This window comes from Pseudoalteromonas sp. 2CM28B, from assembly GCF_023161935.1.
Genome location: NZ_JALNTH010000026.1, coordinates 31,225 through 53,914, shown reverse-complemented (window position 1 = coordinate 53,914; position 22,690 = coordinate 31,225). Strand labels below are relative to the sequence as shown.

At 40.6% G+C, this 22,690-nt stretch carries 22 protein-coding genes and 1 tRNA gene; 10 read left to right on the top strand and 13 right to left on the bottom strand.

Annotation, left to right across the window (positions count from 1 at the left end; genetic code table 11):
* Positions 1–3 precede the first annotated feature (3 nt).
* A complete protein-coding gene (locus tag MTN96_RS25630) occupies positions 4–786 on the bottom strand; it encodes a helix-turn-helix domain-containing protein (RefSeq protein WP_248533108.1) in 783 nt (260 codons plus the stop codon).
* 101 nt (positions 787–887) lie between these two features.
* On the opposite strand from MTN96_RS25630, the gene MTN96_RS25625 reads away from it, so the two are divergent.
* Complete coding sequence (locus MTN96_RS25625) at positions 888–2,090, top strand: MFS transporter (RefSeq protein ID WP_248533106.1); 1,203 nt, start codon at positions 888–890, stop codon at positions 2,088–2,090.
* On the opposite strand, the gene MTN96_RS25620 is transcribed toward MTN96_RS25625, so the two are convergent.
* The 6 genes from MTN96_RS25620 to MTN96_RS25595 form a co-directional block, all read right to left on the bottom strand.
* Positions 2,087–2,311: a hypothetical protein gene (locus tag MTN96_RS25620; protein ID WP_096740073.1), complete on the bottom strand. Its 225-nt coding sequence runs from the start codon at positions 2,309–2,311 to the stop codon at positions 2,087–2,089. The two genes, MTN96_RS25625 and MTN96_RS25620, sit on opposite strands and share 4 nt — an antisense overlap.
* Positions 2,312–2,584: 273 nt before the next feature.
* The gene (locus tag MTN96_RS25615; RefSeq protein ID WP_064386364.1) at positions 2,585–3,031 is read right to left on the bottom strand and encodes a RidA family protein; all 447 of its coding nucleotides are present in this window, start codon (positions 3,029–3,031) and stop codon (positions 2,585–2,587) included.
* A gap of 15 nt (positions 3,032–3,046) precedes the next feature.
* Positions 3,047–3,457 carry a GFA family protein gene (locus tag MTN96_RS25610; protein WP_029771733.1) on the bottom strand — a complete coding sequence of 137 codons (411 nt, stop codon included), beginning with the start codon at positions 3,455–3,457 and terminating at the stop codon, positions 3,047–3,049.
* Positions 3,458–3,487: 30 nt separating this feature from the next.
* Positions 3,488–4,099 carry a TetR/AcrR family transcriptional regulator gene (locus MTN96_RS25605; protein WP_248533104.1) on the bottom strand — a complete coding sequence of 204 codons (612 nt, stop codon included), beginning with the start codon at positions 4,097–4,099 and terminating at the stop codon, positions 3,488–3,490.
* A 102-nt stretch (positions 4,100–4,201) separates the two neighbouring features.
* The gene (locus tag MTN96_RS25600) at positions 4,202–5,491 is read right to left on the bottom strand and encodes a M20 family metallopeptidase (protein ID WP_248533102.1); all 1,290 of its coding nucleotides are present in this window, start codon (positions 5,489–5,491) and stop codon (positions 4,202–4,204) included.
* Between the two features lie 19 nt (positions 5,492–5,510).
* Positions 5,511–6,944 carry an amidohydrolase family protein gene (locus MTN96_RS25595; RefSeq protein ID WP_248533100.1) on the bottom strand — a complete coding sequence of 478 codons (1,434 nt, stop codon included), beginning with the start codon at positions 6,942–6,944 and terminating at the stop codon, positions 5,511–5,513.
* Positions 6,945–7,079: 135 nt separating this feature from the next.
* On the opposite strand from MTN96_RS25595, the gene MTN96_RS25590 reads away from it, so the two are divergent.
* Positions 7,080–9,149 (top strand): bifunctional 2',3'-cyclic-nucleotide 2'-phosphodiesterase/3'-nucleotidase, encoded by a 2,070-nt coding sequence (locus MTN96_RS25590; protein WP_248533098.1) that lies wholly within the window; start codon positions 7,080–7,082, stop codon positions 9,147–9,149.
* A 59-nt stretch (positions 9,150–9,208) separates the two neighbouring features.
* Here MTN96_RS25590 and MTN96_RS25585 read toward each other — a convergent pair whose 3' ends face one another.
* Together MTN96_RS25585 and MTN96_RS25580 are read right to left on the bottom strand one after the other, a co-directional pair.
* Positions 9,209–10,948: an alpha-amylase family glycosyl hydrolase gene (locus MTN96_RS25585; RefSeq protein WP_248533096.1), complete on the bottom strand. Its 1,740-nt coding sequence runs from the start codon at positions 10,946–10,948 to the stop codon at positions 9,209–9,211.
* 20 nt (positions 10,949–10,968) lie between these two features.
* Positions 10,969–11,937, bottom strand: a complete 969-nt coding sequence (locus MTN96_RS25580) for an aldo/keto reductase family oxidoreductase (protein ID WP_248533094.1) — start codon at positions 11,935–11,937, stop codon at positions 10,969–10,971.
* A 155-nt stretch (positions 11,938–12,092) separates the two neighbouring features.
* Here MTN96_RS25580 and MTN96_RS25575 point away from each other — a divergent pair, with 155 nt between their 5' ends.
* Entirely contained in the window at positions 12,093–12,932 is an 840-nt protein-coding gene (locus MTN96_RS25575; protein ID WP_308200735.1) for a LysR family transcriptional regulator, read from the top strand.
* A gap of 4 nt (positions 12,933–12,936) precedes the next feature.
* On the opposite strand, the gene MTN96_RS25570 is transcribed toward MTN96_RS25575, so the two are convergent.
* A complete protein-coding gene (locus MTN96_RS25570) occupies positions 12,937–13,257 on the bottom strand; it encodes a LysR substrate-binding domain-containing protein (protein WP_248533090.1) in 321 nt (106 codons plus the stop codon).
* A gap of 143 nt (positions 13,258–13,400) precedes the next feature.
* On the opposite strand from MTN96_RS25570, the gene MTN96_RS25565 reads away from it, so the two are divergent.
* The 6 genes from MTN96_RS25565 to MTN96_RS25540 all read left to right on the top strand — a co-directional run bounded on the left by MTN96_RS25565 (position 13,401) and on the right by MTN96_RS25540 (position 19,030).
* Complete coding sequence (locus MTN96_RS25565; RefSeq protein WP_138577623.1) at positions 13,401–14,315, top strand: LysR family transcriptional regulator; 915 nt, start codon at positions 13,401–13,403, stop codon at positions 14,313–14,315.
* A 108-nt stretch (positions 14,316–14,423) separates the two neighbouring features.
* Positions 14,424–16,379: a TonB-dependent receptor domain-containing protein gene (locus MTN96_RS25560; RefSeq protein ID WP_248533088.1), complete on the top strand. Its 1,956-nt coding sequence runs from the start codon at positions 14,424–14,426 to the stop codon at positions 16,377–16,379.
* 322 nt (positions 16,380–16,701) lie between these two features.
* Positions 16,702–17,169 carry a DUF4405 domain-containing protein gene (locus tag MTN96_RS25555; RefSeq protein ID WP_248533086.1) on the top strand — a complete coding sequence of 156 codons (468 nt, stop codon included), beginning with the start codon at positions 16,702–16,704 and terminating at the stop codon, positions 17,167–17,169.
* On the top strand, positions 17,169–17,462 hold the full coding sequence (locus MTN96_RS25550) for a hypothetical protein (protein ID WP_138577629.1): 294 nt from the start codon (positions 17,169–17,171) through the stop codon (positions 17,460–17,462). The genes MTN96_RS25555 and MTN96_RS25550 overlap by 1 nt, the downstream gene beginning before the upstream one ends.
* Positions 17,463–17,540: 78 nt before the next feature.
* A complete protein-coding gene (locus MTN96_RS25545; protein ID WP_248533084.1) occupies positions 17,541–18,260 on the top strand; it encodes a GDSL-type esterase/lipase family protein in 720 nt (239 codons plus the stop codon).
* Entirely contained in the window at positions 18,257–19,030 is a 774-nt protein-coding gene (locus MTN96_RS25540) for a polysaccharide deacetylase family protein (RefSeq protein WP_248533082.1), read from the top strand. Before MTN96_RS25545 ends, MTN96_RS25540 begins: the two co-directional genes overlap by 4 nt.
* A gap of 254 nt (positions 19,031–19,284) precedes the next feature.
* On the opposite strand, the gene MTN96_RS25535 is transcribed toward MTN96_RS25540, so the two are convergent.
* Positions 19,285–19,369: transfer RNA gene (locus MTN96_RS25535), tRNA-Leu, on the bottom strand.
* Positions 19,370–19,675: 306 nt separating this feature from the next.
* Between MTN96_RS25535 and MTN96_RS25530 the strand changes: the two genes are divergently transcribed.
* A complete protein-coding gene (locus MTN96_RS25530) occupies positions 19,676–20,176 on the top strand; it encodes an RDD family protein (protein ID WP_004588476.1) in 501 nt (166 codons plus the stop codon).
* A 297-nt stretch (positions 20,177–20,473) separates the two neighbouring features.
* Here the strand turns inward: MTN96_RS25530 and lptG are convergent, their stop codons facing one another.
* A complete protein-coding gene (lptG, locus tag MTN96_RS25525) occupies positions 20,474–21,541 on the bottom strand; it encodes an LPS export ABC transporter permease LptG (RefSeq protein ID WP_031289389.1) in 1,068 nt (355 codons plus the stop codon).
* Positions 21,538–22,650, bottom strand: a complete 1,113-nt coding sequence (lptF, locus tag MTN96_RS25520; protein WP_024031637.1) for an LPS export ABC transporter permease LptF — start codon at positions 22,648–22,650, stop codon at positions 21,538–21,540. Before lptF ends, lptG begins: the two co-directional genes overlap by 4 nt.
* Positions 22,651–22,690 lie beyond the last annotated feature (40 nt).

Genomic DNA, 22,690 nt, shown 5'->3' with positions numbered 1-22,690 from the left:
AGGTTAATTTAAATCGCCCATATATTTAGTGGGCGATTTTCCCATTACCTTTTTAAACATAGTTATAAACGCACTCACCGATTCGTACCCCAATAACGCCGACACTTGCTGTACACTTTGCCCATCTGATAGTGCCTGCAGCGCTGTAATTATATGTAATTGCATTCGCCACTTACCAAAGGTCATACCGGTTTGCTTTTTTATAAGCCGTGCCAACGTACGTTCGGTTAAAGCAAAATCGTGTGCCCATTGCGCAAGGGTTTTACGATTATTTGGCTGTGCGAGTAACTGCTGCCCCATTGCTTGAATAACCGTATGCTTAGATAACACAAAGTCAAGCGGCTGGGCGGGCATTTCAATTAATAAATCAAACAGTACCTGAGCTAAGCGTGCTGTTTTAGAGTCTTCATTATAGGCTTGGTGTTCGCTTGCTAGTTTTAGCATTAAACTTTTTACCAGCCCCGTTATTGCTAATGTACAGGTATGCTGTGGCATGCCGTGCTTATTAGCATCAATAAATACAAAACATAATTTGGCGTTATCAGATGCGCGATTGCTGTGTAAGGTATTTGCAGGTACCCAAATAGCACTGTGCGTTGGCACCATCCACATTTTGTTAGCCGCTTCGCAGGTAACATAACCATCAAGCGCTAAAATTAGCTGCCCCTTAGGGTGAGTGTGTAACGGGTATTCTTTGCTGCCTTGCGCGGTATCTACTTTGGCAATTATAGGCTGTGCCATGTGCTCGTAGTTTTGTAGGTATCCCCACCCTTTAGGCTCAAACATATTTTGTCAGTTTTTAGTTATTTAATGTCAGTATAGCTAAATTATAATACTGCTGATTTGTTTATACTAGCGCCAATAATTAGCTAACTTATTTTGTAATAATGACTCAAACACCTCACAGTAATGCTGGTATGTCGCGCTTTTCAAGCGTATTACTTGTTATAGGTATTTTACTTATTGCTGCCAATTTACGTGCGCCTTTTACAGGGGTTGCCCCTGTGCTTGAACAAATAATTGCGCATTTTAATTTAACCGCTTCGCAAGCAGGCTTTATTACCACCTTACCGCTAATTGCCTTTGCCATTATATCGCCTATGGCTGCAAGCCTGGCTAAACGCCAAGGGCTTGAGCGCACATTGTTTTTTGCTGTATTTTTAATATTACTGGGTATTGCCGCACGGGTGGTTAACTCATCCATTATGCTCTTTGTAGGCACAGCCATAATAGGCGCAGGTATTGCCATAGCTAACGTATTGCTACCAAGTATAATAAAACGCGACTTTGCGGCAAAAGTGGCGGTAATGACCTCTGCTTATGTACTCACTATGGGCATTGCCTCGGGTGGTTTTTCAGCATTAGTTTATCCGCTTAGCCAATATGAAGGGTTAGGCTGGCAGTTTGCATTAGGGGCAAGTGCACTGATTACAATTACCACTTTAATTGTGTGGATGGCGCAATTAAATAAACACACAAAACCGGTACAAACAGCACAGGCCTCAACACTTAACAAAAGCGTATGGCGCTACCTACTTGCTTGGCAAATTACCTTGTTACTGGGGCTAAATTCATTTTTAAATTACATCATTATTACTTGGCTGCCTAGCATACTCACCGAAGCGGGCCAAAGCGCAACGCAAGCAGGCGCGTATCATGGTGCTTTTCAAATTGCGACTGCCATACCTGGGCTTGTGCTTATACCTTTGCTAGGAAAATTAAAAGATCAAAGTGCGCTTAGCTTTATACTTGCATCACTGAGTGCGTGCTGTGCGCTAGGGCTACTTTATATGCCAAGCTTTGCATTAGTGTGGACGCTACTACTTGGCTTTAGCTCGGGGGCGTGCTTTATTTTAGGGCTGTCGTTTATTAGCCTACGTACCGATAACTCCACGCAAGCGGCTTCCCTTTCAGGTATGTCACAAAGTATTGGCTATTTGTTGGCGGCTATTGGCCCTATGGTAGCTGGGGCGCTACATACAAGTACCGGCAGCTGGAGTGCGCCGCTTTGGTTATGTGCGGGTGCAGGTGTGTTATGTGCTACATGTGGATGGTTTAGCGGCAAAAACACCACGCTTAATAATAGTTAACTTACTAGCTGCTGTAACCATGAAAACAAGCCCGTTGCTGGCTTTTTTGCAGGGTGATGCTTTTGCTCAAAGCGCTTATTAGCAGCTTGTCGCTGTTCGCGGCGCAGCTGTGCTAAATTAGCTTTTGCAGCAAAACGCAAACGCTGCTCTTGGGTTAGTTCGTCATTAAAGTTAATGGCTGACTTTTTAACTGCTCGGCTGCTTTTAGGTGAACTGCACATATTTTTCTCCAAATGACTGTCTTATAAATAGACAGTCATTTGGTTAAAAAAATTTCACACAAATTTAAAGCGCAACGTTATCTTTATAAAATTACGCAACCTAAAATTACTTACACCAATAGTGTTAAGTTATTAGGCATTTATAGCGACAGATAAATAGCGTGATAACAAGGCATGAATATCGACATGCAGTTGTTCTACATAAGAAATTTACAACGCTGTTAGCGCTCTATTTAGCACGTTAGAATGATTAAATATTTAAGTCGATTGGTGTTATACAGCACCAATACACTCTACTTCTACTAACGAATCAAGGGCTAACGCGTTTACTGCAAATGCACTACGTGCAGGATACGGCGCACTAAAATATTGCGTATAAATAGCGTTAAACGCTTTAAAATCGTTAATATTGGTAAGCATAACAGTGCACTTTACAATATTGCTCATGCTGTAGTTATGCTGCTCTAAAGTGCGCTTAATGTTTTCAAGGGTTTGCTTAGCTTCACCTTCAAAACCACCCGCTGCTAACTTACCGGTTGCAGGGTTAATCCCTATTTGCCCCGACATATAAAGCGTATTACCGGCTTTTACTATTTGCGAAAATGGTAAGTTAGGATTAGCTTTGCCTGTATTTAAAAAGTCGACATTACTGGGTTTTGCCTGGGCAAAACTCGTCAGTAGTACACTTGCTAATAAGGCTGTTTTTGTCAGTGTTTTCATTAATAGCCTACCTGTTTATTTAGGTGTAGTTTCAAAAGCCGGCACTTGGTGTAAATCGTTTAGCCATGTAAGCGTTGACTGCGACCAAATTTGCGCAGCTGGGGTAAATTCATCGCGCTGATCAACGGCCCCTATGCGCAGGCCGTACACTCTATCGGCTTTTGCTTCGTTCGTTGCGTAAAGTGTAGTGCCGCACGTACCACAAAAACCTTGTGCGCGTTTATTACCGCTTTGTGCTGTTTTAACATACTCTTTTGGCTCGCCTTTAGTAAATACAACCGAGTTTGGCTCAGCCATAATTACCGCTCTAAATGGCCCACTCGACATGCGTTGGCAATCGCTACAATGACATACAAGTACGTTATTATTTTGCGACTGAGCTTGGTATTTAATTTCACCACAATAGCAGCTTCCAGTAATTTTCATTTTACTCTCCTTGAGCATGTTTAAAGGTGTTTAACCTAAATAAGCTAAAATAATTTTAGGTAGTTCTTGCGCGTATTGCTGCGCCGATAAATCACAGGCTATCGCAGGGGTTAAATCGTGATACAGCACTTTATCAAGCAATGAGCTGACAATTAAAAATACTGCCGTACCTGCAGCCGCCTCGCTCACTTTGGTATCTGTTTGGCTAATTAGTTGCGCTAACCGCTGATAAATTACTCGCCTGTTTATGTGTTTATCACTGCCTAATAACTCACTGTGTAAACGCGAATTTAAATGCAGGGTTCTAAATACCCCCTGCTGTGATGATAAAAACACATAGGTTTTATGGCATAAAGTGTTAACTACATCGTCTAAGTTTTTATAGTGCTGCGCCTCAAGCTCACTTACCCAGTTATCTAATGCAATACCAAAGTCTTGATACAGCATAGGCAGCAGCGACTCTTTATTTTTAAAGCGACGGTAAAACGTACCTACCGACACCTCGGCGTAATCGGCCAGCTCTTTTATACTTATGTGCTCAAAAAACTTACTTTTTAAACTGTGATGCAGCGCTTTTAATAGTTTTTCTTGGGTTTGTTGACTGCGTTGTTGCTTAGGTGCCAAAAAGGGTTGATCAGACATAAATTTAAACGTGTTAGGTTAAAGTGCACACATAGTGCAGCTTGTTAATATAAACAACAATACCCAGCTAGCAATTACTTTACTCGCTGGGTAGTTATGTCGTTATTTTTGGCTATTTAAGTAATCTACCGCTAATTGGCTAAGTGTTTTTGTGCCCACTTTAAATGATGACTCATCGGCGTAAAAATAAGGTGAGTGGTTACTTGCTACCGTTTTTAAGTCTTGTTCTGCAGGCGTTCCACCTAAAAATACAAATACACTGGGTATTTCTAGGGCATAAAACGAAAAGTCTTCTGCGCCGGTTATTTTACCCATTTCTTGCACGTTTTGTTTACCGGCTGCTTTTTCAAGGCTAGGTAACATTTGCGCAGTAAGCTCAGGGTTATTAACCGTTACAGGGTAACCTTCGTGAATATGCACATCGGCCGTTGCCCCCGATGATTTAGCAATATGTGTAGCGGTTGTTTTAATATTTTCAAAGATTTGCGCGCGGTTATCCATATCAAAATTACGAATAGTGCCAACCATTTCAACTTCTTCAGGAATAATATTATTACGCACACCACCGGCAATTTTACCAAACGACACAATAGCGGGCTCTTTGGTTATATTAACTTGGCGGCTAACAATATGGTTAACGCCCGTTACAATTTGCGCAGCGGCAGCAATAGGGTCAACGCCTGTCCATGGTGCTGAGCCATGTGCTTGGCGACCGTGTACGGTTATTTCAAAGCGATCGGCACTGGCCATAAACGGCCCACTTCGATAGCCAATTTTACCCGTATGTAGGCTCGATGTAATATGCAGGCCAAATGCTACGTCAGGTTTGTATTTTTTAAATATACCTTCTTTAAGCATTAGCTCTGCACCGCCCTCTTCGCCTAAAGGTGCGCCCTCTTCAGCAGGCTGAAACACAAACATGATGTTGCCATGCAATTCATCTTTCATATTTGCTAATACTTCGGCTGCGCCCATTAGCATAGCTACGTGCGTGTCGTGGCCACAAGCGTGCATTATGCCTACATCAACGCCACGGAAATTTGTGGTTTTGGTTGATTTAAATGGCACATCTGTTTTTTCTGTTACCGGTAGTGCATCCATATCGGCGCGTAGCATTACTGTAGGGCCAGGCTTTGCGCCTTTTAAAATACCAACAACACCTGTGTAAGCAATATCGGTTTGTACTTGCATACCTAACGACTTTAAATGTTTAGCCACAATGCCTGCGGTACGCGTTTCGCGGTTACCAAGCTCAGGGTTTTGGTGAAAGTCGCGTCGCCATTCAATTACCTGCTGCTCTACATTTTTAACGTGTTGATCAAGGTTTGCCTGCGCGTTAAACGCACCAAGTGCAGCAAAACCTAATGCCACCGAAAGTAGTGATTTTTTCATCCTGATTTCCTTTATTATTTTAATGAAGCCCAACAACCGATTTAGTGTTATCGAAAAGTGCTGTTGAGTTATAGCCTACACCATTTTTAAATACAGTTTCCATATTACGGATAGCCGACGCATCTTTAGCAAAGTCGCCATTAACAATAACCAAGTCGGCATGTTTACCTACTTCAATACTACCTATTGTATTTTGCTTATTTAAATACTGCGCTGCATTTAACGTAGCTATTTTTATTGCTTGTGGCTGCATAAACCCAGCCTCTACGAGTAATTCAATTGCACGCTGGTTGGAAAAGCCAGCAATAACGCCGCCATAACCTGTTGGGTCGGTGCCCACCATTAATTTACCACCAGCGGCTACAAACATTTTTTCTAGCTGCACCATTTTTTTAAATACTAAAGGCCAACTAGATTCGCTCTGCTTTGCTATTTTTTCAAAGCGCGACTCGTACTGATCACGTACTTGCGGTATTAATGCATCAAGTGCTTTTGGGTAGGCTTTAGGGCGACCTTTAGTAAAGGTTTCAAATACAGTAAGTGTAGAGGTAAGTACTACATTTTTAGCCACTAAGTAATTTATTAGGCTCGTTACTTCTGGCGAGTTTATATCTAACTCAACAAACGATTGCTGTACGTCTTTATTACTTGGACATACATCTTTTTGTTTGTTTTTAACAAAGTCGGTGGCGGCAAAAAAGCCATGTTCTAGGTTATCAATACCTAAAGCGGCTGCTTCGCGGTATGTAACTGAACATAAATGAGCCGTTACTTTGTTATTTTGCTCGTGCGCTTTTTTAATAACAACATCAAGCTCATTTTGATTAATATGCATATACGCTTTATATGAGGTAACCCCCTCTAAGCCCCAGTAGTCCATCATTTTTTTAGCATCGTCTGCATCGCGTAGCGACTTTATTTTTAAAATAGGTAAACCGGGGCCATTTAAATACGGCGCCGTTACATCTATATCTGGGCCTAAACTTTTACCTGCGTTTATATCATCTCTTAATTTTAAATCAGCATATGGTGCAGTGGTGCCTGCAGTACGAATTGTGGTTGCACCGCCTGCTAAATATAGGCGAGGAAAGCTGTAAAGCATTTCGGTGTAATGAGCCTTGCCAGTTGGATAAAACATGTGCTCATGCATCATCACCAATCCCGGAATTAATGTTTTTCCACTACCGTCAATAATATTCACACCTTTAGCGACGCCTACTTCTGCTGTGGCGCCTATATTCACAATTTTATTTTTATTTATTACAACCGTTTGATTAGTTTGTGCCGGTTTGCCGGTGCCATCGATTAACGTGATATTTTTAATTGCATAACGCCCCGCTTGATAACGTACAAATTGCTCATCAACTGCATAACTTGTAAAGCTAGTTAAAGCGCAAGCAATTAATAATAAAGATTTTTTAATTTTTTTAAATGCGTACATAGATATACTCATAGTGTGTGCTCATCTTGGTAGAAGACATTACTATAAATGCACCACTTAAAAATGTAAATCATGATTCACATTTTAATTCATCATACTTTAATAAATCTTTTTTACTGTACTCTTTTTAAATTACACGGAATGACTATGAAAAATCGAATCGCTAAAAAGCACGCTTTAAAATCAACATTGGCACTGACTATTGCACTCGCATTGAGTGGCTGCGACATTGATGATGACGATAATAACGACCCTGTCGTTGTAGAAACACCAGAGCCTGCACCGGTTACTTTGCGCGTAATGGAAACAACCGACATACACATGTATTTATCTAACTACGATTACTTTGCACAAGCCCCCTCAGAAACCTTAGGGTTTGTTAACACCGCTACCCTTATAAAAGAAGCCCGCAATGAAGTACAAAACAGTGTACTTGTTGATAATGGTGATTTAATTCAAAACAGCCCGCTTGGCGATTACGAAGCGATTGTACGTAAAGACGATATTTTAAATGGCGCAACCCATGTGGCCTTTAAAGCAATGAACTTGCTTGATTACGATGTTGCTAACTTAGGAAACCATGAGTTTAATTTTGGCTTAGAGTTTTTAGATGCCACATTAAGTGGTGCCGACTTCCCGTATATTAATGCCAATGTATACGTTGATGATGGTGATGATGACGACAGCAACGATGAAAACCGTTACACCCCGTACTACCTTCAAGATAAAACCGTATTTGATATAAACGGCAACGAACAAACAATTAAAATTGGTTACTTAGGCCTTACCCCACCGCAAATTATGCAATGGGATAGCGCTCACTTACAAGGTAAGGTAATTGCAAAAGATATTGTTGCTACTGCTGAAAAGTTCATTCCACAAATGAAAGCACAGGGCGCCGATATTATTATTGCCATTCCACACTCTGGGTTAACAGCCAGCGCCCAAGAAGACCTCGCTGAAAATACGGCCCTTTACCTGTCTAAAGTAGATGACGTAGATGCCATATTGTTTGGTCATAACCACCGTTTGTTTCCGGGTGATTCGTCGTACGATGGCTATGAATCGGCAGGTATTGATAACGTAAACGGTAAACTTAATGGCGTACCGGCTGTTATGCCTGGCTTTTTTGGCAATAACTTAGGGGTTATTGATTTAATTGTTGAGCCAAACGATGAAGGCGGCTGGGAAGTAACCAGCTCAAAAGTAGAAACCCGCGCTATTAGTGGTACAGATGAAAACGGCGACTTTGTTGATTTAGCTGCTGTAGATACCGATGTAGCTGCCGCAATTGAGCTTGAACACCAAGCAACGATTGATTGGGTGAGCGAACCATTTGCTGAAATTTCAAACCCAATTTATAGCTTTTTTGCTTTGGTGCAAGACGACCCGTCAATTCAAATAGTATCAGATGCACAAATAGCGTGGGGTAAAGCATTTATTCAAGGCACTGAGCTTGATGGCTTACCTGTGCTTTCGGCAGCTGCCCCTTTTAGAGCTGGCCGCAATGGTATTGAAGATTACACCAATGTAAAAGCAGGCGATATTACCTTACTAGATACCGTTAGTTTATATGTGTTTCCAAACACTATCCGTATGGTAAAAGTAACAGGTAGCGATGTTAAAGAGTGGCTTGAACGCTCTGCGGGTCAGTTTAATCAAATTGATGTAAACAGCAGCGCTGAGCAAAACCTACTCGATACCACTTTTCCTACTTTTAACTTTGACATTATTGACGGCGTCACCTTTGAAATTGACGTCACTCAGCCAAAACGATACGACAACGATGGGGTGTTAATAAGTGAAAACAATTCGCGCATTACTAACTTGCAATACCAAGGTGAAGCGATAGATTTAGAGGCAGAGTTTTTAATTGTAACTAATAACTATCGTGCATCGGGCGGCGGTAACTTCCCGGCGATTGACGGTACTAGCCGTGAAACATTTGAAGGCCCAGATGAAAACCGCGGTGTGCTGCGTAGTTACATTATTAGCGAAGCCGCTAAAAGTAGCACGGGCAGTATTGACCCTTCGGCCGATAATAACTGGCGCTTTAGCACCGTGACCACCAGCACAGAGCTAAACGTTGTGTTTAGAACATCACCGCTTGATGAAGTAGCTACTATTGCACAAACACTCCCTGCAGTTGCGCCTACCTCACCACTTAAAACAGACGAAAATGGTTTTGCGCTATACACCATAGATTTAAAGCAATAACCTTTAAGGCATAAAAAAGCCAGCTTAGCAGCTGGCTTTTACTTAACCTAAACCCTTAATTATTTAGCAATATACACATTATAGCTTAGCCCTTTTAAAGTGACCGTTAACTTGCCATTTTGTTGCTCAAGTTGCTCGGCAGCTACAAGAGGCGAAAAGTGTTTATACGGGCTATTAAACTCTATTGTTTGTGGCGTTTTTTCGCTATTAAACACAATAATATACGCCTGCTCTGCACCTTTTACTGTGCGTGAAAACGCAAACATGCCAGTGTTTTTAGCAAAAAATAAGTCGTTGTATTCACCGCGGCGAAGCCCTTCGTGATTTTTTCGTAACTTACTTAATTGCGCAATAGTTTTAAATAATGGGTGCTGCTGGTTAAAGTTATTATCGGCCGTTGTTTGCGTGGTGCCTATAAGGTTATTGTCGTTATAGCTTGCAACATTTGATGCAAACATATCTTCGCGTGCATCAATATCGTGGCCATCGCCTGTAAAACCTTGTTCATCGCCATAATAAATAACCGGTATACCGCGAGATAAAAACATAAATGCATGCGCTAATTGGCTGCGCTTTAATTTAAGCTCATCACTTTCGTGATCAAATGTTTGGTTTATAAATAAGCCAGGTCTGCCCATGTCGTGGTTCCCTAAAAAGGTCATAAGTAAATCGGCTTGGCTGTCTTCATCTTGGTATAGTGAGTCTTGTGCAAATAGCTCGCTAATGACGCTTGGGTTCTGTCCTTTAAAAAACACATCGGCCGCTATTTTTTGAAATGCAAAATCAAGCACCGATGGAATTTTACCTTCTGTAGTAAATACACTTAGGTTTTTAGGATTAGGGTCGTACACCTCACCAAACACATGAAAATTTGGAATCCCTTGCGCTTTAGCGTAATCAATAATAGCGGGTGTAAATGTTTGCCAAAACTCGAGATTAACATGGCGTACAGTATCGATTCTGAAGCCGTCGGGCTTAAACTCTTTTATTAAATTTTGATAAATATCGACCATGCCGCTCACCACCTGCGGATGCTCTGTTTTTAAATCGTCTAGGCCGTTAAAATCACCATTAAGTGAGCTTTCACCACTAAAGGTGCTGTCGCCTTGGTTGTGATAATAATCGACATTGTTTAGCCACTGTGGGTACTTAACATTTTTTAAGTGCTCAGGAATAAATGGGCTATACGGCTTAGGGTTATTTAGCGCTTTATACTCACAGTGCGTTAAACCTGCTTTAAATTGACCGTTTGGCATGTGGCATTCGTCGTAACGAATAATATCGGCTGTGTGGTTAGTAATAATGTCAAAAAATACTTTAATGCCTTTTTTATGAGCTGCATCAATTAGCTTTTTTAAAGAAGCATTCCCACCAAAGTGCGGGTCTATTTCGCTAAAATCGACAATCCAATAACCATGGTGCGCAACACCATCTGATTGAATCGCTTGGTTGCGTAATAAAGGCGTCATCCAAATTGCTGTAACCCCTAGCGCTTCTAAGTAGTCGAGCTTTTGTTCAATGCCTGTTATATCTCCACCATGAAAACCACTGGTGGTTGTTAAATTTAACCCACCAGCCGAAATAGCATGCTCATTGCTGCCATTATCGTTTTGCGGATCGCCATTACTAAAACGATCAGGTAATACAAAATAAAATATATCGTCGCGTACATCGCGCTGTAAATAATTATCAGTGCTTGCAGTGTTTGCGTTATCGGCCGCTGGTGGCTGATTACTTTTACAGGCCGTTAATGCCACTACAGTGCTTAGTAAAAATGTTGTTAGTGTGTTTTTTATCATTTTAGTGCTCCTTTACTAAACTATGGCAGCTCGCAACCTTTTACACTTTCGTAAAGTGCATACCAATGAGCGGCCGTTAATTGTATTTTGTTTACTTGTGCACACGCTTTAATACGCGCAGTGTTAGTAGTCCCTATAACAGATTGAATGTCTGCAGGGTGCCTGTTTAACCATGCCAGTACAATGGCTTCTGCACTTGTTTCGTACTGCGCAGCTAAGCTTTGTACTAATTGGTACGTGTTTTTAATACGGGTTTCAGCGCCGGTTATATCAGCACCCGAAAACAACCCTTGGCATAAACTTCCCCACGCCTGCAGCTGTATATTCTCGTGCTGGCAAAACTCGATTAAGCCCGGCGTAAAGTTAATATTTGCGCCTTGCGCGTTACCAGCATATATGCCCTCTTCAACCCAGTCATTTTTTAATAAGCTCATTTCTACTTGATTCAAAATAAGTGGCTCTGACAGGGCTTGTTGAATGGCTTTTATTTGATGTTGCTGCATATTAGACACCCCTAAAAAACGTACCTTGCCTTGGCTTTTTAGTTTTTTATAAGTGCTAGCAATTTCCTGAGGGCACATGAGTGGGTCGGGTCTGTGCAGAATAAGTACATCTAAGTAGTCTGTTTTTAGCTGCGCTAAACTTTTATTTACACTTTGCTCTATCCACTGTCCTGAAAGGTCATAACGCTTTGGGCCATGCTCATCTTCAAAGCGAATACCGCATTTAGATTGAATAATTAACTTATCACGGTCGGTGCGCGTTTTTAAAACTTCACCAAATACCTGCTCTGCTTTACCAAAAGTATAAATATCAGCATGGTCAAAGTAATTAATGTTATTTTCAAGCGCTGCCTCTACTACTGTATGTGCTTGGTTTATATCGGCTTTGGTTATTGGGTTGTTATTCCAGCCACCACCCAAGCCCATACAGCCATAAATAAGTTCGCTAGCATTGGGTATAAATTGAGAAATAGTTTTATTGGTCATGAGTTATCGGTATTAAAAAAGAGTGACTTGTAGTTTACCGATTAAATTATTCAACTAAATACTAAAAATAAAACTCATTATTTGCTATAACAAACAATAAAAACACAGTGCTCATTTATATGCTGAGAGAACATAAAAAATTTGAACGGTTATTTTTGTTTAACGAAGTAGCCAAACACTTAAGCTTTTCAAAGGCAGCTTTAGCGCTTGGGATCTCCCGAGGGTATTTGTCTGAGCAAATAAAAGCGCTCGAAAAAGAATACCAAAGAGCCCTACTTATTCGCACAACCCGCAGTGTAAAGCTCACCCCGCAGGGAAAGCATGTGCTTAGTTGTATGGGAAATATTAAAAGCACATTATTAGAGCTTGAACGAACCTTAGCCCATGAACACGAGGCTATTGCCGGCAACATTAGAATTACCGCGCCGAGCCAATTTACCAATAGATACCTGCTAACTATTTGCGAGCAATTTAACCAAGAGTACCCTGATGTTAAATTTAATATAGACTGCAGCTACACCCCTCACAATTTGATTCAAAGCAATTACGATATTGCATTTAGATCAACCCTTAATCCGCCCCAAAACATGATTGCCAAAAAGCTATTTAGTTATAAACAGGTGTGCTGTGCCTCGCCTAGTTATATTGCTAAAAATGGTGAGCCAAGCGACGTTGAAGATTTATTAAAGCATAGCTGTTTAACCAGCACGCAATTTAGCCTGTGGCATTTTTCCGATAGGGCCATTGAGCTTGAAGGAAAACTAAGCATTAACGATAACCACATGCTTAAAAACCTTGCACTGCAAGGTCTAGGAATTATATACACCCCGGAGTATTTAGTAGATTTAGAAATTAACGCGCACACTTTGAAGCCGCTATTAACGCAGTTACAGTATCCGCAATCTGATGTGTATTTAATTCACCCTCAGCTAATTAACGAATCAGCACGTATTAGCCATTTTATTAAATTTACCACCAACTGGTTTAGAAACTAGCTTATCAATTACTTTTATATTGTGATAAGTGGTTTACTAAATAATCTACTAAAGCTTTAACAGTTGGGCTTAACAAACGTTGAGACGGATAAAGTAAATTAATAGGCAGTGGGCTTGGCGCGTATTCACTTAGCACCTCTACCAGCTCACCGCTTTTAAGTGCTTGGTTAACGTAAAAATTAGGTAGTTGCGCTATACCTTGGCTTGCTAAAGCAAACGCTTTTAAACTTTGTGAGTCGTTAACCTCTAAACTACCTGAGACTTTTACAATGGTATTCTTACCATCAAGCCTATAACTCCAACGCTTTGCGTTAGCGACAACCATGTTTATAAGGCAATTAAAATTTTTTAGATCATATTAAAACAATTAAGCCTATTTCAGCACCTGAAAAATAAACATCTTTACCTACCTAACTAATTAAGTGCTAGGATAATGGCTTGAAATACTGATAACTTGCAAACCTAACTATGAATTTAAATCAGCTCGATCTAAACCTTCTTATTATTTTAAAGCAGCTTTTAAACGAAAAACATATTAGCAATACCGCCTTAACTTTAGGCATGAGCCAACCTTCTATAAGCCGCTCGTTAAGTAAATTGCGCTCCTTATTTGACGATCAATTATTAATAAGAATGGCTGGAGGGTATGAGCTAACACCAAAAGCGCAATCAATTCAGCAAGACCTAAATTCTATTTTAAATATGGTAGAAACACTGGTTAATAAGCAAACCTTCGACCCTAAAACCAGCACAGCCACCATTAAACTGTTTGGCCTACCGCCGCAAATGCATTTATTTATAAAAACAATAATTAAAGATGTTCGCGAGCAAGCGCCTAATATCACCCTTGAAATAGACACCCTGCCTAAGCCGCAGTTTTCTGATTTGCTTAAAGGCGATACGCACTTTGTGATTACTGGCCACAAGCCCGCTAATTCAGAGGGTAAGTTATATCAACAACCGTTGTTTGAGCGCGAGTTTAAATTAGTAATGGCTCGCTCCCACAGGCTGGCTAAACAAGAATTAAGCGTTGATTTATTGCGTGATTGTAATTTTGGGCAAATATCAATTCAGGGTGAAAAAGCATTAACTATTGCACAAAACTTTGCCGCGCTAGGCATTGATAATATAGCGACGCCAATACGCTTAAAAAACTTTTACAGTATTGGCAGCATTGCTGAAAACACTGATTTAATATTTTATGTGCCCAATCATTTTGCTGCAGATGTGTGCCAACAGCATGACGTAGTTGCCAGAACCCCGCCCCAAGAGCTTAGCTCAGAGTATGCACAAGTTGCTTTATACTGGCATCAACGCCACCATAATGACCCTGTATGTCAATGGTTTAGAGAGCTTGTAAAAAATAAAGTATTTGAAGTTTAAATAACTGTTATTCATGTAGGGTATGTATTTTAAATTGCCATTTAAGGCAGTGAACGCTTTAATACGAATCATTCTTAATAATATTAAAATTAGATAAACATACTCACCATGAAAAACACGCTCCCATTTAATAAGCACGCGCTTAACGTTGTTATTGGTACTTTGTGTACTGGTATGTCATTCATAAGCTTAGCAGATCAAGCTCCCGATACCTCAGAAACCATTGAAGTATGGGGCACAACAATTACTAATGACTCGCTACTACAAGACGATATTGAAAGAAAACAAGCCAACCATTTAAGTGATTTACTCCGTGACCAAGCTGGTATTGACGTAGGTGGCTCGCACTCTATTGTACAAGGTATTAATATTCGTGGTGTTGACGATTTAGACCTTAACATTACTGTTGATGGTATTAGCCAAAACAATAATATGTTCCACCACTCAGGAAACTTACTTATTAATGCTGATATTTTAAAAGCAGTAGATATAAAAGTAGGGACTAACTCGGTGCTAACTGGCGGCCTTTCTGGTGGTGTAGCCTTTGAAACCAAAGACGCTAAAGACTTACTAGAGCCAGGTGAAGATTTTGGCGCACGCTTATACACAAACTTAGGTACCAATGATTACGCAGGTGGCTCTGCAGCGGTATATGGTCAGCTAACCGACAACATAGACGCCCTTGCCTACTACACCTACACCGACAGAAATAACTTTGAAAACGGCAATGGTAAAGAAGTTACAGGTAACGAAGGCCGCACGGTAGATGGCATCTTCAAGCTCGGCTGGGATGTAAACGAGAGTAACCGTTTAGTGTTCTCATACGACAGATATAACGATGAAGGCGATTACTACGTAAAAACCAACTTTGGTGCTGGCTTTGCGGAAGATTCAGACGCGCAAACAGAAGATATTGACTACACACGTACCAGCACTTCACTTGCCTACGAGCTAGATAAAGGCGATGCCATTACCCTACGCGCTAGCGTTTACCGCAACGAACTAAGCTATATTGCACTAGGAACTGAGGGTAATTCTGAGCATACGGGCTACACTGCCCTTGCAACATCTAAAATTGCACTTGCTGGGTTTAACCATACATTACGCTACGGCGGCGAAGGGTATGAGCAGGTATCAAAACGTATCGAAAACCACGTACAAACCAATAAAGACACTGCCGACTCTCACGCTATTTATATTGAAGACGAAATCGCTGTAACCGATCAGTTATTTGTAACCCCTGGCGTGCGTTACAACTACTTTAAAGTAGATATGTACTCAGCCGGTACTAACGATTCGTTAGATAAATCGTGGAACGAGTTAACGTTTGGTTTAGCGGCTAAATACTTAATTAATGAAAATTGGAGCATTAACGCAAGCTCTACCGAGCTTTTTCAAGGTCCTGGCCTGCGCGAAAGCTACGTTGATTACAGTACTAACTTTGATAAAGACCTAAAAGCAGAAACCGGTGTTAATAACGCCATTGGTTTTGCCTTTAAAGATCAAAATATTATGGGCTTAGACTCATTTGGTTTTTCATTAAACCTGTTTAAAACCCGTATTGAAGATTACATAGACAACTGGGCAATTGGTAAAGGTCGCCCAATTGGTACCTATGAAAACTCGGGTGATTACGATATAGATGGTTTTGAATCAACGCTTTCACTGCGTAAAGCGCTATTTAGTGCGCGTTTAAGTTACTCTAAGTCAGACTCTGAACAACTAGAGACAGGCGAGCAACTACGTTATGAAGTAGGTGATAGCATTTCACTAAACCTTGGCTACGAAGTACCAAAATACGACTTGAAATTTAACTGGACCAGCCTAGTTAACAGAACTGATGACTCGGTATCAAGCGGTGCTGATATTCATAAAGTGGGTTATCAGGTTCATAACATCAGCATGCAGTGGCTACCAAGCCAACTTGAAGCATTAAGCATGACCTTAGGTGTTGAGAATATTTTTGATAAAACGTATTACTCTCACGCTTCATACTCAAGCGACACAGTGCAAGATTACGAAGCGGGTCGTAATGTTAAATTAAGCGCGTCTTACGTTTTTTAATTTAATAATTTGCGCATGATTTAAGGCTCAATATTTTATTGAGCCTTTTGCTGTTTAAGGGGGGCGTACCTTAAATAGCGTCAACCATACCAATCCGCAATAATACTTAATCATTTTTAGGGGCTAAACGTGTCGCTATCTGCGTTAAAAAACTCTCATTTACGACTGCATGGATGCAGAAGATAGAGCAATGCAGGAGCAATTGCCGAGAACAACTAAATAGCGAATTTTTTGCCTTGCTATCAACACGTTTTTCCATCCTCAAAATAGTTCACTTAATTATGCGGATTGGTATTATAAATAAATTATTTCAGGGTCAATAATGTCTGATTGGAAACAAAACTTACAAAAGTTCCGTTATGTAATGGACACCTTACTGCTTACTAGCTTTATGCTAGTAAGTGCACCTCAAGCCACTGGCATCCCTTTACACGAATGGTTTAGCCTATTTTTTATTATCCCTTTTGTTATTCACTTACTACTGCACTGGGATTGGGTAACACGCAGTTTTGGCCGTTTATTTGCCAATATAACAGCACGTGAGCGCTTTAATATAGTGTGGGATTACCTACTTTATTTAATGATGTTATTAGTATTTGTAAGCGGCTTTTTAGTGTCGGTGGCTCTACTACCCGCACTTAATATTAGTTTAAACATTCAAGACTTTTGGTCGAAAATACATCACGATTCAGCCACCTTTATTATGCCCATGCTAGGTGTGCATTTAGCGCTTAATTTTTCTTGGATAGTAAAATTGACTAAACGCATGTTTGCCAAGGAGGCTAAATAATGAAGCACCTAAAACAACAGTGGAAAACCCGCACCAGCATTGTGTTAGTTGTATCTGTTTTAGTGAGCCTTTTACTGGTTAGTTTAGAGCTCACCGACTGGGCCGCACAAATAAATCAACAGGGATACTCCCACGGTGCAGCTGAGGGTGAAAAGCCGAAAATAGCCCCTATTTTGATGTACATTTTACCCTTTGTAAAAGAGCTTATTTTAATAGGCGTACCTATGTTACTTACTTTAGGGATTGCTAAACTATTAGGCTTAATAAAAAGGGTGGTTAAAAACAAAGTCTGAATACGAATGCAACACGTATCAAAAACCGGCGTTTATAGATACATTGCTAAGTTAGTATGTCTATAAGCGCAGGTTTTTATGAGTTATAAACCAAGTAATTACACACTCCAACACATCACTTTTCTACTTGGCACATTAATTATAGGTGCTGTATTAATAAGCTTTAAAGCTAATGCCGAAAAGGCAATTCCTTTTCAATCGCAATGGCTAAAAAACCACTATGCTGAGCGTATAGCCCATTTTAAGCTACAACCTTTACGCAAAGGCGATATTGTATTTATTGGCGATAGCATTACTGAGCAAGGGCTAAATTGGAGCATTCGGTTTAACGACCTACGCGTAAGAAACCGCGGTATTAGTGGCGATATGACCTACGGTGTTTTAGCGCGTTTAAACGAATTAAAAGCAGCCCCACCTAAAGCTATATTTTTAAAAATTGGTGTAAACGATATTTTTAATTACCATTATATAAAGCAAGTTAAAAACTTAGCGTCGGTGAGTGAAAATATCGAAAAAATAGTGACTCAGCTCAATAACTCACTCCCAAATACACAAATTTATGTACAAAGTATTTTGCCCGATCATCGCAATTTTATTACGCAAATGGCGCAAACAGTTAACCAACAAATTAAAGCAATTGAGCACGCAAATTTTACCTATATAGACTTACACCCCTCATTTTTAAGCCCTCATGGCACGCTTAAAAAATCGCTCACGACCGATGGCACCCATTTGAATCAGGCAGGCTACGCCCTTTGGGCTAAACAACTTGCTCCAATAATGAAAACCTTAAAATGAAGAGTTTATTAATTGCTATATTAATGGCGGCAAGCTTTACGTGTGCAGCCAGTAAAGCACCTTTAAAAAGCTACCCTAACGGCGCGACTAAAGCTGTTATTTTTAGCTACGATGATGGCGTTATACAAGACAAAAAGCTGGTGGAACTACTTAATAAGTACCAGGTTGTTGGTACGTTTAACTTAAACTCAGGTTTATTTGCTAAAAAGCTACCGTGGATGAAAGCCTTTACCGGTAAAGCAGGCGAATATATAAAACAAAGTGAAGTAAAAACACTTTATAAAGGCCATGAAATAGCAAGCCACAGTTACTCACATCCGGGCTTTGCGGGCTTAGATACAGCAGAATTAAAATTACAATTAGCCCGCGATAAGCACATTTTATCGCCCATAAAAGGCAGCCCCTTACACTCTTTTGCATACCCTTTAGGCTCTTACGATAAAACCGCTATGAAATTAGTAAAGCAAGCGGGCTTTACTAATGCCCGAACAGTAAACGACACCCTTAATTTTGAGCTCCCTACCAACTACATGGCATGGAACCCAACCGCTCACAACTCAAACGCAATGCCATTAATAGAACAATATATTGCGCTCAAAAGCAATAAGCTCACTGTAATGATGATTTGGGGTCATTCGTGGGAATTTGATAAAAACACAGTAAATAACAACTGGGATTACGCCGAAAAGCTCGTTCAAACAATCTCAAATAAAGATGATATTTGGTATGTATCGGCTGGAGAGTTCATCGCGTTTTTAGAAGGTAAATAAGCGTGCGCAGTGCTAAATAAAGCTCATATAAGCCCATTTAAATGTAGTAAGCGTAATTAATTCATCCTGAAGCAGTATCCATCCTCATCTATTAACTCACTTCGAGTAACTGCGAAACTTCGTTTCGGTTCACTCTCACCCGGCGGGCGGACTATAACTGATATTAGCGCCACTCTGAGTGGCGCTCGAGTCCGTCCCAACACAAATTTTAGGCATAAAAAAACCCTAACCAATTTGGTTAGGGTCATAAAAAGTGGTACCAGCGGCCGGGCTCGAACCGGCACGCCTTTCGGCAGGGGATTTTGAATCCCCCATGTATACCAATTTCATCACGCTGGCGTCATTTTTCTTTAACCTTCTAAACACGAGAAGATAAAGAAAAACCACTTTAGAGCTCAGGATTATTTATGTGCCTTCGTCTCTATGCCAAGCATTATACAAACAATAGGGGTGGCAGCAAGCGTTTTATGACATTAGCCTGATCAACCGCTTAACATTTAGACAGCCTGTGCAAAATGTCATTTACTGGTTGAAGTATTAAATACAGCTAATAATAACGCCAAGGTATATCACTGAACTATAGCGCTTAGTATTTGTGAGCTTTTTTGCTAAACTAGCGCGCATATTAACAGTGAGAGTGTATTTATGTCGGGTGAGTTTCCACGAGCTGGTTTTTGGCGTCGTTTTGCGTCGTTAGTTTATGATACGTTAGCTATTATTGCGTTTGCTATGTTAACGGTTGTGCTCTATTTGTTTGCCGTACAAGGGCTTATTTCACTTGATGTTATTAGTTTAAATGGTGCTGAAGATGTATCGGCACTTATTCAAGAGTCACTGCTGCTGTCGAGTATTCGAAGTGCCTTACTTGTTATTGTTACTTTAGTATTTTTTGGCTATTTTTGGACTAAAAGCGGGCAAACTATTGGCATGCGCGCATGGCGTTTAAAAGTACAAACTAGTGAAGGAAACTTAATTAGTTGGCCGCAGTCTATTGTTCGCAGCCTTAGTGCCTTGCTTGGTTTAGGTAATCTTGTGGTATTAATTGATTTTAAAAACAAAAAAGCGCTGCAAGACTATGTCTCAAAAACTGAGGTAATTACTCTTACAAAAGAAGAAAACAAACGTATTTACCGCGAGCTAGATTAATACCTATTTATACCAATGCGCAATAATACTTAATCATTTTGCCGGGCTAACTTGTCACTACCTGCGTAAAAAATTCTCATTTACGACTACATGGATGCAGAAGGTAGAGCAATGCAGGAGCAATTGCCGAGAACAACTAAATAGCGGTTTTTTTGCCTAGCTATCAACAGGTTTTTCCAGCCTCAAAATTGATCACTTAATTAAGCTGATTAGTATTAGTTTTTGAATAACGCGTTATAAAAACAAAAAAGGTGACCATAGGTCACCTTTTTAGTATCAAATAAGCGCTTATAACGGCTATACCCGTTTATTCATCATGTACGTAGCAAAGCCTATAAATAGTATACTTGGCAGTACCGCGCCTATAATAGCGGGTATTTGATAAACCATTACCACAGGGCCAAATATCTCATTTATTAAGTGAAATACAATTCCCGTTACTACACCCATAATGATACGCGCACCCATAGTAACGGTACGTAACGGGCCAAATATAAACGACAGTGCAACCAGTAGCATTACGGCAACAGACACAGGCTGCATTAACTTACGCCACAAGGCCAGCTCATAGGTGCTGGTATCTTGCTCATTTTGCTGTAAATACCCTAAGTACGACCAAAGCCCTGTAAAGGAAAGCGACTCAGGCTTTACCGATACAACACCAAGCTTTTCGCCCGTTAATTGCGAAGGGTAAAACTCTTCATCAATGTGTTCACTACTTATTTGCTCATCACTAATATGAACCTTGTTTACATCACGTAATAGCCAACCTTCATCACGACCAATGGCCACTTTAGCTTTGGTTATTTGAGTTAAATCGAGTGACTTATCAAATTGATACATGTGCACACCGTTTAAACGGCCGTTTTGATCTACATCTTCAATATTAATAAAGTTGTTGCCATCTTTAGCCCATACGCCTTTTTGTGCATTGAATACATCGCCGCCATAAATTGCCTGATTACGCATTTCTTTGGCGTGTTGTTGCGCCTCTGGTGCGCCCCACTCACCAAGAGCCATCATACACACAGCCATAAACACGGCAGTTTTCATTACCGAGCCTATAATTTGCAAGCGCGACATACCCGCAGCTTGCATTACCACCAGCTCACTGTTTGAAGCCAGTGCACCTAAGCCTGTTAAGCCACCAATAAGCGCGGCCATCGGGAAGAATATAACCAAATCGCCCGGCATACTGTAAAAAGTGTAAAGCGTTGCGGTCATTAAATCGTAACTGCCACGGCCAACCGACTTTAGCTGATCAATAAACTTAATTAATGTACTAATCCCTACTAGCACCAATAAAGCAAATCCGGTGGTTTGTAAAATGCTGCGGCCTAAGTACCAATCGAGTGTTTTCATCATGCGCTTAACTCTCGTTTTGTTACAACGGCTTTAAGCCAGGCGCCCAATGGGCGACCTTTTATAATTAATAAACTACCTATAAATAAAGCGCTTAAGTGAATCCACCACAAACCAATTGAAGGCGGTATTTTGCCATCTTCTACGGCAAATTTTGCAGCATTGAGTAAGATAAAATAACCTAAGTACAAGCTAATGGCTGGCACTAATTTAGCAAACTTACCTTGGCGCGGATTAACCACACTTAGCGGTACTGCTATTAACGTTAGTAACGGAATAGAAAGCGGTATTGCAATACGCCACTGCCACTGGGCTATAGATTCAGAGGTATTGAGTGGCAATAGTTGATTAGTAGGTATTGCTTCTAATTTACGGCGCTGATGCTCTATTTCTTGCTCGCGTATTTGTACGCTGTAGCCATCAAACTGCGTTAAATTAAGAGCCGGTGTTTTGCCATCGGTTTCGTAGCGTTTGCCATCGGTTAGCACTAATTGTTGCTCGCCGTTTATTGCCTCTACCACCACACCTTGTTCGGCATACACTAAACGTGCAAGGTCATCTTTTTCGGTATCTGGCAGCTGCGCTACAAATACTTTGTTTAGCTCTTTACCACCGTTTTCAATGTTATGAATAAACACCACGGCTTTTTCATTACCGGTTTGTTGAAACCGCCCAGCCCTTAACGCAGATAAACCCGCATCGGCTTTGGCTTGCTCTTTTAATTGGTACTCTTGCTCACTCGCCCACGGCGCAAGGTACATGGTGAGAGAGGCTGCTAATATAGCCAAACCCACACTCGAAATTAAAGTAACGCGTACCACATACCATTCACTCACCCCACAGGCTTTAAGAACGGTCATTTCGCTGTCGGCGTAAATGCGGCTGTAGGCTAAAATAATGCCCAAAAATATACTCAATGGCAGGATCAGCGAAGCTAATTGCGGCAGTTTAAGCGCAATCATCGATAATACTAACTTGGCAGGAATGCTCCCTTCAGAGGCATCTCCTAAAATAACCACAAACTTTTGTGACACAAAAATGGTCATTAAAGTTAAAAATACGGCGACCTGCGATTTTAAAACCTCAGCGGTCAAATAACGAAAAATAAGCAATGCTCGCCCCTGTTAAACATAGAATTTCACTACAATAGTG

Excerpts from the sequence above, each read along its gene's own strand:
- MTN96_RS25630 (WP_248533108.1), bottom strand. The coding sequence starts at position 786 with ATGTTTGAGCCTAAAGGGTGGGGATACCTACAAAACTACGAGCACATG.
- MTN96_RS25625 (WP_248533106.1), top strand. The coding sequence starts at position 888 with ATGACTCAAACACCTCACAGTAATGCTGGTATGTCGCGCTTTTCAAGC.
- MTN96_RS25620 (WP_096740073.1), bottom strand. The coding sequence starts at position 2,311 with ATGTGCAGTTCACCTAAAAGCAGCCGAGCAGTTAAAAAGTCAGCCATT.
- MTN96_RS25615 (WP_064386364.1), bottom strand. The coding sequence starts at position 3,031 with ATGAAAACACTGACAAAAACAGCCTTATTAGCAAGTGTACTACTGACG.
- MTN96_RS25610 (WP_029771733.1), bottom strand. The coding sequence starts at position 3,457 with ATGAAAATTACTGGAAGCTGCTATTGTGGTGAAATTAAATACCAAGCT.
- MTN96_RS25605 (WP_248533104.1), bottom strand. The coding sequence starts at position 4,099 with ATGTCTGATCAACCCTTTTTGGCACCTAAGCAACAACGCAGTCAACAA.
- MTN96_RS25600 (WP_248533102.1), bottom strand. The coding sequence starts at position 5,491 with ATGAAAAAATCACTACTTTCGGTGGCATTAGGTTTTGCTGCACTTGGT.
- MTN96_RS25595 (WP_248533100.1), bottom strand. The coding sequence starts at position 6,944 with ATGAGTATATCTATGTACGCATTTAAAAAAATTAAAAAATCTTTATTA.
- MTN96_RS25590 (WP_248533098.1), top strand. The coding sequence starts at position 7,080 with ATGAAAAATCGAATCGCTAAAAAGCACGCTTTAAAATCAACATTGGCA.
- MTN96_RS25585 (WP_248533096.1), bottom strand. The coding sequence starts at position 10,948 with ATGATAAAAAACACACTAACAACATTTTTACTAAGCACTGTAGTGGCA.
- MTN96_RS25580 (WP_248533094.1), bottom strand. The coding sequence starts at position 11,937 with ATGACCAATAAAACTATTTCTCAATTTATACCCAATGCTAGCGAACTT.
- MTN96_RS25570 (WP_248533090.1), bottom strand. The coding sequence starts at position 13,257 with ATGGTTGTCGCTAACGCAAAGCGTTGGAGTTATAGGCTTGATGGTAAG.
- MTN96_RS25565 (WP_138577623.1), top strand. The coding sequence starts at position 13,401 with ATGAATTTAAATCAGCTCGATCTAAACCTTCTTATTATTTTAAAGCAG.
- MTN96_RS25560 (WP_248533088.1), top strand. The coding sequence starts at position 14,424 with ATGAAAAACACGCTCCCATTTAATAAGCACGCGCTTAACGTTGTTATT.
- MTN96_RS25555 (WP_248533086.1), top strand. The coding sequence starts at position 16,702 with ATGTCTGATTGGAAACAAAACTTACAAAAGTTCCGTTATGTAATGGAC.
- MTN96_RS25550 (WP_138577629.1), top strand. The coding sequence starts at position 17,169 with ATGAAGCACCTAAAACAACAGTGGAAAACCCGCACCAGCATTGTGTTA.
- MTN96_RS25545 (WP_248533084.1), top strand. The coding sequence starts at position 17,541 with ATGAGTTATAAACCAAGTAATTACACACTCCAACACATCACTTTTCTA.
- MTN96_RS25540 (WP_248533082.1), top strand. The coding sequence starts at position 18,257 with ATGAAGAGTTTATTAATTGCTATATTAATGGCGGCAAGCTTTACGTGT.
- MTN96_RS25530 (WP_004588476.1), top strand. The coding sequence starts at position 19,676 with ATGTCGGGTGAGTTTCCACGAGCTGGTTTTTGGCGTCGTTTTGCGTCG.
- lptG (WP_031289389.1), bottom strand. The coding sequence starts at position 21,541 with ATGATGAAAACACTCGATTGGTACTTAGGCCGCAGCATTTTACAAACC.